The 12298-nt window shown below is 63.9% G+C and carries 18 protein-coding genes; 2 read left to right on the top strand and 16 right to left on the bottom strand.

All coding sequences use genetic code 11. The features are described 5' to 3' along the window. Nucleotides 1-13: 13 nt before the first annotated feature. The 14 genes from E0W80_RS10445 to E0W80_RS10390 form a co-directional block, all read right to left on the bottom strand. The gene (locus tag E0W80_RS10445) at nucleotides 14-652 is read right to left on the bottom strand and encodes a GntR family transcriptional regulator (protein WP_047524138.1); all 639 of its coding nucleotides are present in this window, start codon (nucleotides 650-652) and stop codon (nucleotides 14-16) included. Nucleotides 653-1206: 554 nt separating this feature from the next. Further along, nucleotides 1207-1494 carry a hypothetical protein gene (locus tag E0W80_RS10435; RefSeq protein ID WP_131492387.1) on the bottom strand — a complete coding sequence of 96 codons (288 nt, stop codon included), beginning with the start codon at nucleotides 1492-1494 and terminating at the stop codon, nucleotides 1207-1209. Nucleotides 1495-1574: 80 nt separating this feature from the next. Continuing rightward, nucleotides 1575-2228 (bottom strand): hypothetical protein, encoded by a 654-nt coding sequence (locus E0W80_RS10430; RefSeq protein ID WP_131492386.1) that lies wholly within the window; start codon nucleotides 2226-2228, stop codon nucleotides 1575-1577. Further along, nucleotides 2228-4870, bottom strand: a complete 2643-nt coding sequence (locus E0W80_RS10425; protein ID WP_165875438.1) for a phage tail tape measure protein — start codon at nucleotides 4868-4870, stop codon at nucleotides 2228-2230. Before E0W80_RS10425 ends, E0W80_RS10430 begins: the two co-directional genes overlap by 1 nt. Then, nucleotides 4863-5306 (bottom strand): hypothetical protein, encoded by a 444-nt coding sequence (locus tag E0W80_RS19160; RefSeq protein ID WP_165875437.1) that lies wholly within the window; start codon nucleotides 5304-5306, stop codon nucleotides 4863-4865. Before E0W80_RS19160 ends, E0W80_RS10425 begins: the two co-directional genes overlap by 8 nt. Before the next feature lie 12 nt (nucleotides 5307-5318). Next, the gene (locus E0W80_RS10420) at nucleotides 5319-5540 is read right to left on the bottom strand and encodes a hypothetical protein (RefSeq protein ID WP_131492384.1); all 222 of its coding nucleotides are present in this window, start codon (nucleotides 5538-5540) and stop codon (nucleotides 5319-5321) included. Between the two features lie 215 nt (nucleotides 5541-5755). Further along, nucleotides 5756-6547 (bottom strand): hypothetical protein, encoded by a 792-nt coding sequence (locus tag E0W80_RS10415; protein ID WP_131492383.1) that lies wholly within the window; start codon nucleotides 6545-6547, stop codon nucleotides 5756-5758. Between the two features lie 13 nt (nucleotides 6548-6560). Continuing rightward, complete coding sequence (locus tag E0W80_RS10410; RefSeq protein WP_131492382.1) at nucleotides 6561-6815, bottom strand: hypothetical protein; 255 nt, start codon at nucleotides 6813-6815, stop codon at nucleotides 6561-6563. Further along, nucleotides 6812-6988 carry a hypothetical protein gene (locus E0W80_RS19155; protein WP_165875436.1) on the bottom strand — a complete coding sequence of 59 codons (177 nt, stop codon included), beginning with the start codon at nucleotides 6986-6988 and terminating at the stop codon, nucleotides 6812-6814. Before E0W80_RS19155 ends, E0W80_RS10410 begins: the two co-directional genes overlap by 4 nt. Continuing rightward, a complete protein-coding gene (locus tag E0W80_RS19150; RefSeq protein ID WP_165875435.1) occupies nucleotides 6985-7143 on the bottom strand; it encodes a hypothetical protein in 159 nt (52 codons plus the stop codon). The genes E0W80_RS19155 and E0W80_RS19150 overlap by 4 nt, the downstream gene beginning before the upstream one ends. 63 nt (nucleotides 7144-7206) lie before the next feature. Then, nucleotides 7207-8067, bottom strand: coding sequence for a helix-turn-helix domain-containing protein (locus E0W80_RS10405; protein ID WP_131492381.1), 861 nt, complete (start codon nucleotides 8065-8067; stop codon nucleotides 7207-7209). A 71-nt stretch (nucleotides 8068-8138) separates the two neighbouring features. Then, entirely contained in the window at nucleotides 8139-8444 is a 306-nt protein-coding gene (locus tag E0W80_RS10400) for a hypothetical protein (RefSeq protein ID WP_131492380.1), read from the bottom strand. After that, nucleotides 8441-8929, bottom strand: a complete 489-nt coding sequence (locus tag E0W80_RS10395) for a hypothetical protein (RefSeq protein ID WP_131492379.1) — start codon at nucleotides 8927-8929, stop codon at nucleotides 8441-8443. Before E0W80_RS10395 ends, E0W80_RS10400 begins: the two co-directional genes overlap by 4 nt. Continuing rightward, on the bottom strand, nucleotides 8929-9132 hold the full coding sequence (locus E0W80_RS10390; protein WP_240740507.1) for a helix-turn-helix domain-containing protein: 204 nt from the start codon (nucleotides 9130-9132) through the stop codon (nucleotides 8929-8931). Before E0W80_RS10390 ends, E0W80_RS10395 begins: the two co-directional genes overlap by 1 nt. A gap of 131 nt (nucleotides 9133-9263) precedes the next feature. Between E0W80_RS10390 and E0W80_RS10385 the strand changes: the two genes are divergently transcribed. Together E0W80_RS10385 and E0W80_RS10380 are read left to right on the top strand one after the other, a co-directional pair. Continuing rightward, nucleotides 9264-9848, top strand: a complete 585-nt coding sequence (locus E0W80_RS10385; protein ID WP_131492378.1) for a helix-turn-helix transcriptional regulator — start codon at nucleotides 9264-9266, stop codon at nucleotides 9846-9848. Further along, nucleotides 9823-10929, top strand: a complete 1107-nt coding sequence (locus E0W80_RS10380; protein ID WP_131492377.1) for a site-specific integrase — start codon at nucleotides 9823-9825, stop codon at nucleotides 10927-10929. The genes E0W80_RS10385 and E0W80_RS10380 overlap by 26 nt, the downstream gene beginning before the upstream one ends. 23 nt (nucleotides 10930-10952) lie before the next feature. Here the strand turns inward: E0W80_RS10380 and E0W80_RS10375 are convergent, their stop codons facing one another. Continuing rightward, entirely contained in the window at nucleotides 10953-11444 is a 492-nt protein-coding gene (locus E0W80_RS10375; RefSeq protein WP_131492376.1) for a YajQ family cyclic di-GMP-binding protein, read from the bottom strand. 9 nt (nucleotides 11445-11453) lie between these two features. Beyond that, entirely contained in the window at nucleotides 11454-12098 is a 645-nt protein-coding gene (locus E0W80_RS10370) for a hypothetical protein (protein ID WP_131492375.1), read from the bottom strand. Nucleotides 12099-12298 lie beyond the last annotated feature (200 nt).

The following is a 12298-nucleotide window of genomic DNA, read 5'->3' as shown; positions in this document are numbered from 1 at the left end:
GTACGGAGTTTCCTCAGAGGTAGTGCATCGACCGGACGAGCTGTTCGGCGCGTCCCCCGTCACCGTCGAGGACGGCGTCGCGGAAGTCGAGGTAGATCTGCCGCATGCGGTCGCGGTCCGTCGGCGTGATCTTCCAGTTCCGGAGGTTGCGGAGGAGAGCCATGCTCGCGTCCTCCATCAGCGCCCGGTGCTGGGTGTTGCCGCAATGCTCACCCAGGTAGGAGAAGACCGCCCAGCGGGCGTCGGACGTCTTCGCGCCGTCGTCGAGTGTGGCGTACATCGCCGCCACGAGGCGGACGACGTGTGCGCGCTGCGTCGCGGTGAGCCGGGGGACCGCCAGACGCGCGGCGATGCCGGCCTGGCAGCCGGCGAACACGAGGGACTGCGCCTCGGTCTCCGCCGTCACGGAGGTGACCTCGGTGTACCGGCTCGGATACATCATCACCATCCCGAGCCGTTCGAGACGTTGCAGAGCCTCTCTCACCGGTGTCCGCGAGACGTGCAGTTCCTCGGCGACGTCGACGTCGCGGATGCGTTCGCCCTCCGTCAGTGTGCCCGTGACGATCTGCGTGCCGATGTGCCGGAAGACCTCCTCCGCCAGAAGCTGCTTGCTCTCACCGATGCCCGTCGATGTCGATCCGATGTTCCGCATGGATGCGCTCCCCGTACGCTTGTGTCCCGAGCACCCGACGTTCAGGCTCGGAGGGCCACTGCACCAGGAGGTCGCGTGGATCCCGAAGATCTCCACCCTCGCGCCAACACGAGCAGTACATCTGCATCCATTCGGAGACATACGCAGAGAGGGGGCCGGATGCCGTGGCATCCAGCCCCCTCTTGCGTACCCGCCGCCGGGGTCAGCGGTAGTTGATGAACAGCCCCGCGCTTCGCGTGGGATGCCGTGGGTTCGCGCGTGAGTTGAGAACACTGGGATCGCATTAACGTGGGTGCGGGGTGGTTGTCGTATGTGAGCGCACCTAATGCGGACTGTTTGCGGACTCCGATACTCGAACAAGTCGGGCGCGGTTCCATTCATCGAGATCGGTCTCGTAGAACGCGTTCGAGCGGCCCTGCTTGTAGTAGGTCGGGCCGAGTCCTTGACTGATGAGATTGTAGAGCGTCTGGCGGCTCATACCGCAGTATGCCGCGGCCTGCTTTGACGTGAGAATCGGGGAGCCCACTAGAGACCGCCCCTCAGCAGCGATCCATTCATTCCGGTGACCACTCCCCGATGTCGATGCCCTCCTGGGAGAGCAACGCCCTCCTAGCGCGTGCGTGGTCAACCTGCTGCTCAAGGACCGAACGGTGCTTGTAGACCTCGTCGATGGACTTGTTCATGGCGATATAGGCGTCTTGAATGACGAGCATCTCGCGGGGCTCGAGAGGTCCGTCAAGCGCCGCTCCGAGCGACATGAGGACGTCTGCGGCTTTGGCCGGAAGCTTGAACTTCTCTGCTCGCCTACGCGCTAGTTGCTCGAAAACCGCTTCATCGGTCATTGGCTCTCCCGCTGTAGAAAAGGTGGGTGTCGGAACTAGAACAAGTAGCTCCGATCCCCACCCTCAGTATGTCCGACTGGTCAGACGTAGTTGATGTGCTTCATCTGCTCGAGCATGTCGCTGTGGTCGGGCCAGCGGTGCATGCGTTCGGTGACGGTTTGGCCGCGCATCATGAATGTGCGGTAGAGGTCGCCGCCGATCGCGACCGGGCCGTCCGTGCGCCCGTTGTCGTTCTCGTCGCGGAGTTTGACGGCGAGGTCGATGATGGCCTGGTCGTCCTCGGGGGCCACCAACTCGAACTGCTGAGGCGGTGGCTTGACCGCGAAGTCACAGATGCCTTCTGACCGTTCGCTGTCGAATCCCTTCGGCGACCTGTAGACGTATCGGACGATCTTCTCGCTCTCGGCAGTGAAGCCGAACAGGTAGACGGTCGAGGTGCCGATGTCTTTCGGTGCGTAGTAGTCCTGCCACTGCTGGTAGATCTCCGGCAGCTCGGCGCCGGCGACCCGGTTGACGTCTTCGATGTCTCGGAGGCCGGGGATCTGACCGAGCCGGGTGAACCAGTGATCTCCGAAGTTGGCGAATCCGGTGACGACGGCGAGCATGTCGAGCTGGGGGAACGCGCGGACCTTGTGGTGGTACATGACCGGTTCGCGGGTCTCCCCGTCGCTCACCAAGGTGTCGGTGATGACCTGCACGGCGTCATCGAGGCAGATGAACATCAGGAGCGACATCAGGCCTCCACCGCCTCGCGGATCCAGTCGAAAGACCCTCCCTCGACCATGACCTCATCGAACACCTCGGCGGTGCGCCCCGCATCCACGAGGGACGCGGCCGGGTGGTTGCCGGCGAGCATTGACCGCCATGCTTCGATGGCGCTGTGTCCTCCGGCCGCGTCGACCTCGTTGGCGGGGATGACGTGTTCGCCGGGGGCGAGTTTGCGGATCTCGGAGTCGATGCCCTTCGGGCCGGGGCCGTGGACGGGTCCACCGGTCGACATGCCGGGGGCGATCGTCTTGGAACCCACCCGGTAGGACTGGCCGCCTTCCGCGTCGACGAACACCTTCACGCGGCGGCCGTTGTTGAGGGTGACGAACTGGTCGATCTGAAGCTGTGCGGTGGCGGTCTCGACGAGTGCTTGGAACTCTTTCTCGGTCGGCATCTGGAAGATCCGGTCGGCGAGGGCTTTCACCTGGTCGGCGTTGTAGCCGGCGCTGATCGCGGAGTCGATGAACGCCTGCTTTTGCGCGGCGAGCGTGGCCGAGTACTTCTTCGCCGACTCGTCCGCACTCATCGTCGTGATGTCCTGCTGCAGTTGTGCTTCCGCGGCGGCACGGGCCTTCTCGGCGATCTCGCCCATCGCGGCGGCGTTCGCCGACCCGGACACACTGGTCTCATCCAGGGATACACCGAGCTTCTCGGCCTGCGCGGCGAGGCCGTCCATCGCGGACAGGTAGTTCGCGTTCGCGGTGATCGCATCGACGGCCACACCGTTCGCGGCGTTGATGCTGTCGATGAGACTGGCGAGCTGCGAGCTGAGATCCTGCACGGCGTCAGCCTGCTCCTGGTATGCCTCGGCGGCTCCCTGGGACTGTGCCGTGGCGGTGGAGTTCGCTTCGGTCTCCTGGCCCTTGAGCTTGATCCCGTCGTCGATGGCGGCGTTCTGCGCCTGGATGCCACCGATCATCGCCTCCAGTGCGAGGCGTGTCTCGTAGGCGTTCATCCCGGTCTCGGCCTGGATGCGGTTGAACGCTTCCTGGTCACCGCTGAGGGCACCGTAGTATGCGCTGAGCTGGTCGATCGCGTCGGCGTTCTTGAGCGCCGCGTCGGTGACGACATCCGCGCCGACACCGAGCTTCTCGGCGGCATCGTAGGCGGACTGCCAGTTAAACGAGAGCAGTTCCCCGCCCTTCTGCAGCTCGTCGATCGCGGTGGCCCGTGCCGCCTCGGTCAGCTTGTTCGTGCCGTCCTCGATCGCGTCCGCGTACGCCTGCGCCCGCTGCTGCGCCTGCTGGTGGCGTGCGGCGAGCTCCCCGACGATCATGAACAGGCCACCGAGTGCGAGAGCGGCCCCGCCCGCGGCGAACCCGATCCCCTTCATCGTCCACGTCGACGCCTCCACCGTGGCCTTGAACTCCAACCACTTCGGGACGGCGAGGAACGCGGCCCCACCCGTGAGAGCGACCGCGGCGGCAGCACCACCGAGAGCCATCACGGTCCCCTGCACCGGGGCAGGGAGATCGTTGTACATGCCGATGAGGCCGGTGAGTGCCTGCACCATCGTGCGGAGCGTGTCGTTCGCCGCGGACCCTGTGTCGATCAGAGCGGTCTCAAACGCCCCTCCGAGGGCTTCCACGTCACCCTTGAGGTTATCGAGGCGCAGACGGGCAGTCTGGGCCGCGTAGCCCTGGTCATCGACGGCCTGCGTCCACTCGTTGATCCCCTCGGCCCCCTGCTGGTACAGCACGGTCGCCGCGCGCACGGCGTCGGCACCGAAGATCGTCTTCAGAGTCGCGTTCTGCTGCTCGGTGCTCAGCCCCGACAGGCCCGTCTTGAGCTTGCCGGCGTACTCGGCCAATCCCACGAAGTTCCCCTGCGCGTCATACGCCTCGAGGTTGTACTTCTGCATGAGCTCGGCGGCCTGCGCCGATGTCGGGTTGAGGGACTGCAGCATGGTCTTGAAGCTGGTTCCGGCGTCGGAGCCGAGCAGACCGGACGCGGCGAACGCGGACAGTCCCGCGGTGGTCTCCTCGATCGAGAGACCCGTCTGCTTCGCCACCAGCGCCGACTGGTTCAACGCCTGCGACAGATCCGTCACATCACCCATCGCCTTGCCCGCGCCGGCAGCGAGGAGATCGGCAACATGCGCCATGTCGGAACCGGTGAGGTTGAACTGCTTCAGCGCGGTCGCCGCGATTCCTGCCGCCGTGGCGACGTCCAGCTCACCCGCGGCAGCGAGGTCGAGAGCACCCGTGAGACCACCGCCGAGAATGTCGGACGTGGAGACACCCGCCTTCGCGAGCTCCTCGATTGCCTGCGCGGACTCGGTGGCGGAGAACACGGTCGACTCACCCGCATCCAACGCCGCCTGGCGGAGCAGGTCCATGTTCGCGGCGGATTCATGCGTCGCCGCCTGCACGTTCGACATCGCCGCGTCGAAATCCATGCTCGCTTTCGTGGCGACGGCGAGTCCCGCCGAGAGCAGGGCACCCATCGCGAGCCCGGTGGTCCCGAGTTGCTGAAACGCTTGTTTCTTCTGCGCCAGCTTCTCCGCTTCGGTGCCGACCGTCGCTGTCGCACGGGCGGCATCCATCATCGACTTCTCATAGTCCGATACGACCGCCGACAGGCGGACCTTCACCACACGATCAGCCATTGTCGGCCTCCTTCTTCGCCTTCTTCTCCAGCACCGCCGCGCGGCGCTGCTCCGGCTCCCAGATGTGCAGCGCCCACACCGCCATGCGCACGTTCTGCGCGTCCTCCGGCTCGAGCGCGTCATAGATCTCCGACCACACGTACACCGCCTCCTTGTCCCGCAGACGGAACAAGTCGTCGGTCTCGTCGCCGTCGATCAGGGTGATGTTCGGCATCGCCCTGGTCAGACGATCCAGGGAGAACCACAGCGAGAGATCCGCGGCCACGCCCGGCCGAGGCGGATGCAACGCGGCGAGATTGCTGAACTCGGTCGGCATCAGGAACGGCACCCGGACAACCAGGTTCTTCTCACCGACCGCCACCGGCACATCCACCGGCTGGATGCTCTCCAAGTAGGCCTTCTGGCCTGCGATCAACGCATCAATATCAATTGGCATGTCTGTCTTCTCCTAAATCGTCGACGGGTCGAATGGCCCGTCTTCCAGTGGGATCTCTTCGTCGTCGTCGGACTGCCCGCGCAACTCGATATCGATCCGTGTCAGCTCTGCGATCAGATTCCGCAGCGCGTGAGCTGGGACGCCCTTGTCGATCTCCTCAGCGAGACGATCGCGCGCCGCTTTCAATAGCTCCGTACGGCCCTCCTGGGCCGCCTCCAGCAAGCTCTTACCCATTCCCCGCCCCCTTTCAGGACAAGCGTTTTTTTAGCGGAGAGAGACGGTCCATAGCCCCGGAGACCCGTGAGGCAACTGGCATGGGGGGCGGTCCCCCTGGTCGCTGATGCGCTGTTCGTTGTCGGGTTGGTCATCGTGTCTCTCCTTGTGTGCGCGTGAGGGCTCCACGTTGTGTGTGCGTGGAACCCTCACTGTTGTGTTGCCTGTCGTCGGTGTCAGCTGAGTGCTGTGCCGGTCAGGTAGTTGATGCGCTTGGCTCGCTCGGTGCGTTCGGGTGCGGTGTCTCGCTCTTCTCGTTCGTTGGCGATGCGTGCTGTTCGCTGGTGGATGGTTGCGCGATCGATGGCGAGGTTGAGGGTGGCTCCGGCGACGGTCATGTCCCATGTGTCTTTGCTTCGCCGCATCCGTTCCCAGGTGGTGATGCCGGTGTCTGCCCAACGTGTGACGTGTTCGCATGAGCCGGCGAACTGGGTGATGTTGTTCATCCCGGTCCAACCGTTGTCGATGAGGCGGGTGATGCGTCGGGCTTCCTGTGCGTCCTGGTAGGCCTGTACGGCGACGGGTCCGAGCTGGAAGATCGCGGTGGTGTTGTCGAGGCTGATGGCACCGAGGATGCTGTGTGCGTTCGTCAGGGTGCGACCGGCTTCGTCGAAGGCTTTCTTGAGTAGAGCCAGGATCTCGTCTTGGGAGTTGGTGATTCCTTCGATCGCCCGGGCGGTGACCGCGTTCGTCGCGGCGTACTCGATGTCTCCGTCTGCGAGGGAGTTGGAGAGCATGGCGCGGAACACGTCTCGGTCGTCGGCGGGGTCTCGTCCTTCGAGGACGGCGTTTGCCCATGCGAGCGCGAGCGCCTCGTATCCCTGGACTGTGCCACGTGCTTTGCGTGCTTCTTCGAGGATGCGGGCCTGTGCGTCGACGGCTTCGGTGATCGCCTTCGGGGTCTTTCCGCCTGCCGCCTTGATCGCGTTCACGATGAAGGTCAGGTTCGGGTTTCTCATGCTGGTCATGGGGGTTGTCTCCTTAGTCGTCTGCGCGGTCGAAGAGTTCCTTGGCGAACTCACGCATGGTCTGGTTGTCGTCTGTGCGCCCGGTGACGTGTTGGCCCTCCTTGCGGGCGATGTTGCCGCCCGTAAGGGTGGGCAGGGGCTCGAGCAGGTTCGCTTGCCGCAGGAGGGTGTCTTCGTCGGTGCCGGTCATGAGCAGGTCGCGGTCTTCGTCGCTGATGCCGCGTTCGGTGGCGAGCTGGTCGCGGTAGGTGGTGATGTCTTCGGTCACTGGATCTCCTTGGTCATGTGTGCGGGGAGCAGGAGCACGGGTGCGCTCTGCTTGATGTGGGCTTGCTTGACGGCCGCGCGGACAACTGCCGCGAACTCGGTGTCATTGAGGTGCCCGTGTTCAGAACATGCGGCAACGCCTTGCGCTGCACGGTGGTAGAGCTCCTGAGTCATTGGGGTGTCCGTTCTGTGGTGATGTCGGGTGTCGGGAGTCGGTAGCCCTCCCGTTCCAATTGCGTGTAGTACGTCTGTAGTTGTGCGGCGAACGCGATCGGGTCGGACCAGGCGTCAGCCATCTCGGCGAGGTTGAGGGGTGGTGGTGCGATCACGGGGTACTCCTTTCGACGTATTGGGATTCCTGATCTGGTGATCGTGAATTCGGATTAGGTGATTTAGGGGTATGGATTTCCTGCCCCTACTCGCTTCTTTGTGACGCTCGCCGGGTCGCCGGCCGACTGGGCGAAGTGCTTCCCCTTGGTGCTGAGCGCCTGGAACGCGGGATCGCCGGCTTGCGGGTACACGATCTCGTCGGGCCGACCGAGCGCCTTGAGGTATCCGCGGATCCTGGTGTCGGCTTCGTCGCGGGTGAGCTTCCGCCACCGCTGTACCTGCAGATCGTCCGGTACTCCGCCGCCGCTCTCGTACCCCAGGTGGATGGCGAGATCCTTGAGATAGGCCACCTGGTTCTCGGTGGCTCCGTCGTCTCCCGAAGCGTCGAAAGTGAATTGGTCCGACCCGCTTTCGGAGAAAGTGGGTGTTACAGCTTGTTCTTGGTTCTTGTTCTTGTAGGTCTTGTTCGAGGTGCTGGGAGCACCCACTTTCGAAGCTCCCAGCACCGACCCTGGGTGCTCGGAGCGCCTACCCTTGGACCCTGCCTCCCTAGGTGGGTGCTCGGAGCGCCTACCCTTGGACCGCTTCGGGATGCGCTGGCCGCGCTGGCTCTTCTCCCACACGAACTCCGGGTTCTCCGCAGCCAACGCGACCTCGTAGACGTTCGGGAGATTCTTCGTTCCCTCACGCCGACGAGTGACCCGGATCATTCCCTTGGCCTCAAGCGTCGGAATGGTTCGCTTCACCGTGTCCCTAGAGACACGCGCGCAGTCCGCGATCGTCGCCATGCCGGGGTAGCACTTGCCTGTCTTGTGATCCCGGAAGCGGAGCAGGACGGTGTACACGGCCATCTCGTGCAGTGACAGGCTGCTGTCGTCGATCAACCAGTTCGGCAGTCGTACGAATCCGTCAGTGGTGACCATGTGTCACCCCCTTTCGGTATGAAGTTGGAAGCGGTGGTGCCCACCGGCCGGGGCGGGCACCACCGGGTCTTTCAGTCGTCAAGCGCTCGCAGATGATCGTCAACGGCGCTAAGCCGGCGTACGGTGCGGCGCTCCTCTGGTGGCAAGGTCGTCACGGGCAGGATGACGCGAGACTCCGGGAGCTCAATCGCGAGCTCGACGAGACGCGCGGCGAGGGAGAGCGCGAAGTTCTTGTCGATGTCGGTGAGCACGGGGATCCCGTCCTCGAGGATTGCCAAGCAGTGCTGCTCGCCGGTCTCCGGGTCGAAGAGGAGAACGACGTGCTCTTCGGCGTTCTCCTTGGCCCAGGACAGCTCGGTGATCGTCTCGGCAGTCATGCGGTCACCTCCGAGCTGAGGTCAATGTGCTCGGTGAGCTGTGCGAACGCCTCGTCGATGTCAACTTCGTCACCGAGCTTGATGCTCAGCCACTCGTCTCCGTTGCTCTCCCGCCCGCGGCCCCAATCCGTTCCGGGCCACTCGCCGTCGCGCAGAGCGAGTGCGTGAGCGAGCCGGATAGTCTTCATGATCCGGCTGATCGGGGTGTCGTCGTACATCATCACCTCGAGGTGCTTCCTTGCCGGCGTGATGGTGAGCGCGCAGTAGAACGTCACGAGGATCCCGTTCTGAGAGCGGCCGACGTGCATCTTCTTCCCCGTGCGGCTCGTTCTGACCTGGAGGCTCCAGCCGTGCGCGTCCGCTTCGTAGAGGGTTGCGCATCCTGTGGGGTGTGCAATCATGGACATATCTACTAGTTCCTTTCTGGAGCTGATCCCCTCGACGCCCTGGCCGGCGTCGGGGGCTTTTTCTTTACGGGTGGACATCAGGACGCCTCCGCGAAGGCGGCCTCGATGAACTCGTTCAGGTCCGATTCGCGGACCATCCGGCGTCCGCCGACACGACCCGACTTGAGCTGCTCACTCGCGATCAGGTGACGGACGGACGTCGGTGTGCGACGAAGGCGCTCGGCGACCTCATCGACGGTGAGCAGGCTGATGGCGGCTGCCTGCGGGGCGGTGATCGACATTGGTGACTTCCTTTTCTAGTCGTGGACGACTCGGTTCGACAGTGCCAAGGTAACACGGTTTTCTTGTCGTGCGCGACTAGAAGTGAGAATTCTTCAGGAATGTGTAGTCGAGATCCACTAGGGTTTCTTGTATGACTAGCGACGAACAGATCGGCAAGAATCTCGTGGAGCTCCGCGGCGATCTGAGCCAGAAAGACCTCGCGGATGCGATGCGGAAGCGTGGGTTCCGGTGGTCGCAGGCAACGGTCTGGGGTGTCGAGAAGGGGGAGCGGCCCCTTCGACTGACTGAAGCCGAGGCGGTCGCTGAGGTTCTCGGTGAGAGTGTCAACATGCTGGTTGCCAGCGGCGAGGGATTTGACCTCACGATGCTCTTCCGGGCGGTGCGAGACCCGCTTGATGAGATCGAGGCGCTGACCGCAGAGGCGTTCCGCGAGCAGAAGAACATGGCGATGCTCGCGGCGCATCTCCTTGACGACGAGATGCGCCGCCTTTCGCTGCGAGACTCGCCGTTGCGTTCGGCGTGGAGCGGAATGGTGGAAGCAATCGAAAAGCATGACGCTTGGCGAAGAACCTCTGATCAGGTGGACGAGCCGGAAGAATCAGACGAGCTTGACAACTCCGCCGAGTACGACGCCTTCATCGACTTCTGGCGTGCTGAGATTGCGCGCTACACACCCGCACGGGAACGCGATGGCGAGCGTCAAACAGAGGGCTAACGGCGTCTGGCGTGCTCGCTACCGGGATCAGAACGGCAAGGAGCACACCAAGCACGAGAAGACGAAGCGCGCGGCTCAGAAGTGGCTTGATGAGCAGACCGCCGCGATCGTCACCGGCCAGTGGGCGGACCCCGGTGCTGGCCGCATCACGTGGGATGAGTGGGTGTCTCGCTGGGTCGCGATGCAGGTCTGGGCAGACGGGACGGCGACGGCGGCGACGACGGCTGTAGAGTCCGTCCCGTGGCGTCTGAAGGCCATACGTGACGTGAAGCACGGTGATGTGCAGACGTGGGTCACGAAGGAGTCTGAGCGCGGCCTCGCGGCGTCAACGATCCGTACCCGGCTGAACTATGTGCAGATGGCTTTCCGCGCCGCCGTCGACAACCAGGTGATCTCTCGCAACCCGGCATCGCGTGTAAAGACACCGCGGATCCGCAAGCGTGAAGCGACGATGAAGATCCTCACCGCGGAACAGGTCAACGCCGCGCTCGAGGTCGCCGGCGACTTCCGGCCATTCGTCGAGGTGTGCGTCTTCGCAGGACTTCGGCTCGGAGAAGCGGCGGGACTGCAAGCCGGTGACATACACCGGGATATAAACACGATCTTCGTGCGTCGGCAGGTTCAGGGCACGTCGATTCCCACGACGAAGATCGTCCCGCCGAAGGCAGGGTCGGAGCGAGAGATCTTCGTACCGGCGGAGCTCGTCGATCTGTTGACAGGTGTGGCAATTGACACACCTGTCAAGAATCTGACACCTGATCAGTTCCTGTTTCGCACGCCGTTGGGGCACTTGTACAACCGGAACAGCGCGGGGGAGGAGTGGCGTCGCATTCGGAAGGCGGCGGGCCTCGGTGAAGACGTGACGCTTCACACGCTCCGTCACACGTTCGCGTCGAACCTGATCGCGTCCGGGTGCGATGTCGTGACGGTGCAGAGGGCGTTGGGGCACTCGCAGCCGTCGATCACCCTGAACGTCTACAGCCACTTGTGGCCGTCTGCGGAGGACAAGACGCGCTCCGCGACGGCCACATTCATGGGTGCTGTTCTAGGTTCTGCGGACTCCTCGCGGACTCCCACCTAGAAACCCCTGGTCAGACGGGGTGATTACCGGTAGTTGATGAACTGCAGATCGAGGTCGAGATCGGCACCCTTGAGAAGCGCGATGACCTCCTGGAGGTCGTCGCGGCTCTTCGACTGGACGCGCAGCTCGTCGCCCTGGATCTGGCTCTTGACACCCTTGGGGCCCTCTTCGCGGATGATCTTGCCGATCTTCTTCGCGTTCTCCGAGGAGATGCCGTCCTTGAGCGTCGATACGATGCGGAACTCCTTGCCGCTGGCGAAGGGGTCGCCCGACTCGAGGCTCTTCAGGGAGATGCCGCGCTTGATGAGCTTGGACTGGAACACGTCGAGCACGGCCTTCGCCCGCTCCTCGGTGTTCGCGGTGATCAGGATCTGCTCGCCGCTCCAGGCGATCGACGCTCCGGTGCCCTTGAAGTCGTAGCGCTGCTCGACCTCCTTGCGGGCCTGGTTCACGGCGTTCTCAGCCTCCTGGTGATCCACTTTCGAGACGATGTCAAAGCTAGAGTCGTTTGCCATTCTGCAATTCTAGGCAACGGGTGTGTCGGGACCCGCTGATTCGAACACACGCACGGTGTTGACCCGACGGTGGCCGGCGAGCGTCACCGCCACGATGCCGAGCCCGAGAGTGCTTGCCAAGAAGCCGAGGAGCCCGAGCGCGGGAAGAACGGCAGCCATCTCGATGAGCGCGCGCGGGGAGCTCGCGCCGACGGCCTGCGGAACCACCCAGACGATCGTCTGAACGCCGAGCGCCCAGAGCGGAGCCCCGTTCCAGGGCGCCGGGACCGTACGCGCGCGGGCCACCTGCATCGCGGCGATCACCCCGGAGATGAGCGGGATCAGCACCGACAGATACGACCAGGTCTGCCATGCTTCCGTCGCCGTCGGCTCCTGGGGGAGGACGAGCGGGCCGAGGACTGTGGCCGTCACCGGCCAGAGGGCGACGACCGCGGAGGCGGTCAGTCCCAAGGGTCTTCGTGCGACGACGCTCGCCTCGCGACTCAGGCCGATGGACAGGAGGAGGATCGCGCCGGCCCAGAGCAGGTCGCTGAGGAGCGCGAGGACGACGTCCGCTCCGGGAGCACCCAATACGGAGCTCCGTGCGATGCCGACGATGCCGCACGAGATCAGTCCGATACCGCCGAGCAGCCACGAGCGTCGGATTTTCCGCATCTCTCGACGGTATCGCGTCGTGCCGCTACCTCCCAGTTTCCTGCCGTCGTGGAAGCGTTTTCACTCCGATATTGCGAGTTCGCCCCGGTCACAGGTTGATATCACCCGCTATCTTCGTTGCAAATCGCCCTTGCTTCGATGCATACTGTAAGCGCTTGCAGTCTGTGCAGGCCACCCAGCACTGAGAGAGGCACACACCA

It is taken from the genome of Microbacterium sp. PI-1, assembly GCF_004337555.1.
Lineage (GTDB): Bacteria > Actinomycetota > Actinomycetes > Actinomycetales > Microbacteriaceae > Microbacterium > Microbacterium aurugineum.
The sequence above is the reverse complement of the archived record's forward strand: the minus strand, read 5'-3'. Positions and strand labels throughout refer to the sequence as shown.

Excerpts from the sequence above, each read along its gene's own strand:
- E0W80_RS10395 (WP_131492379.1), bottom strand. The coding sequence starts at position 8,929 with ATGTCCACCCGTAAAGAAAAAGCCCCCGACGCCGGCCAGGGCGTCGAG.
- E0W80_RS10400 (WP_131492380.1), bottom strand. The coding sequence starts at position 8,444 with ATGACTGCCGAGACGATCACCGAGCTGTCCTGGGCCAAGGAGAACGCC.
- E0W80_RS10405 (WP_131492381.1), bottom strand. The coding sequence starts at position 8,067 with ATGGTCACCACTGACGGATTCGTACGACTGCCGAACTGGTTGATCGAC.
- E0W80_RS10430 (WP_131492386.1), bottom strand. The coding sequence starts at position 2,228 with ATGTCGCTCCTGATGTTCATCTGCCTCGATGACGCCGTGCAGGTCATC.
- E0W80_RS10420 (WP_131492384.1), bottom strand. The coding sequence starts at position 5,540 with ATGGGTAAGAGCTTGCTGGAGGCGGCCCAGGAGGGCCGTACGGAGCTA.
- E0W80_RS10380 (WP_131492377.1), top strand. The coding sequence starts at position 9,823 with ATGGCGAGCGTCAAACAGAGGGCTAACGGCGTCTGGCGTGCTCGCTAC.
- E0W80_RS10425 (WP_165875438.1), bottom strand. The coding sequence starts at position 4,870 with ATGGCTGATCGTGTGGTGAAGGTCCGCCTGTCGGCGGTCGTATCGGAC.
- E0W80_RS10370 (WP_131492375.1), bottom strand. The coding sequence starts at position 12,098 with ATGCGGAAAATCCGACGCTCGTGGCTGCTCGGCGGTATCGGACTGATC.
- E0W80_RS10415 (WP_131492383.1), bottom strand. The coding sequence starts at position 6,547 with ATGACCAGCATGAGAAACCCGAACCTGACCTTCATCGTGAACGCGATC.
- E0W80_RS10390 (WP_240740507.1), bottom strand. The coding sequence starts at position 9,132 with ATGTCGATCACCGCCCCGCAGGCAGCCGCCATCAGCCTGCTCACCGTC.
- E0W80_RS19160 (WP_165875437.1), bottom strand. The coding sequence starts at position 5,306 with ATGCCAATTGATATTGATGCGTTGATCGCAGGCCAGAAGGCCTACTTG.
- E0W80_RS10445 (WP_047524138.1), bottom strand. The coding sequence starts at position 652 with ATGCGGAACATCGGATCGACATCGACGGGCATCGGTGAGAGCAAGCAG.
- E0W80_RS10435 (WP_131492387.1), bottom strand. The coding sequence starts at position 1,494 with ATGACCGATGAAGCGGTTTTCGAGCAACTAGCGCGTAGGCGAGCAGAG.
- E0W80_RS10385 (WP_131492378.1), top strand. The coding sequence starts at position 9,264 with ATGACTAGCGACGAACAGATCGGCAAGAATCTCGTGGAGCTCCGCGGC.
- E0W80_RS10375 (WP_131492376.1), bottom strand. The coding sequence starts at position 11,444 with ATGGCAAACGACTCTAGCTTTGACATCGTCTCGAAAGTGGATCACCAG.
- E0W80_RS19155 (WP_165875436.1), bottom strand. The coding sequence starts at position 6,988 with ATGACTCAGGAGCTCTACCACCGTGCAGCGCAAGGCGTTGCCGCATGT.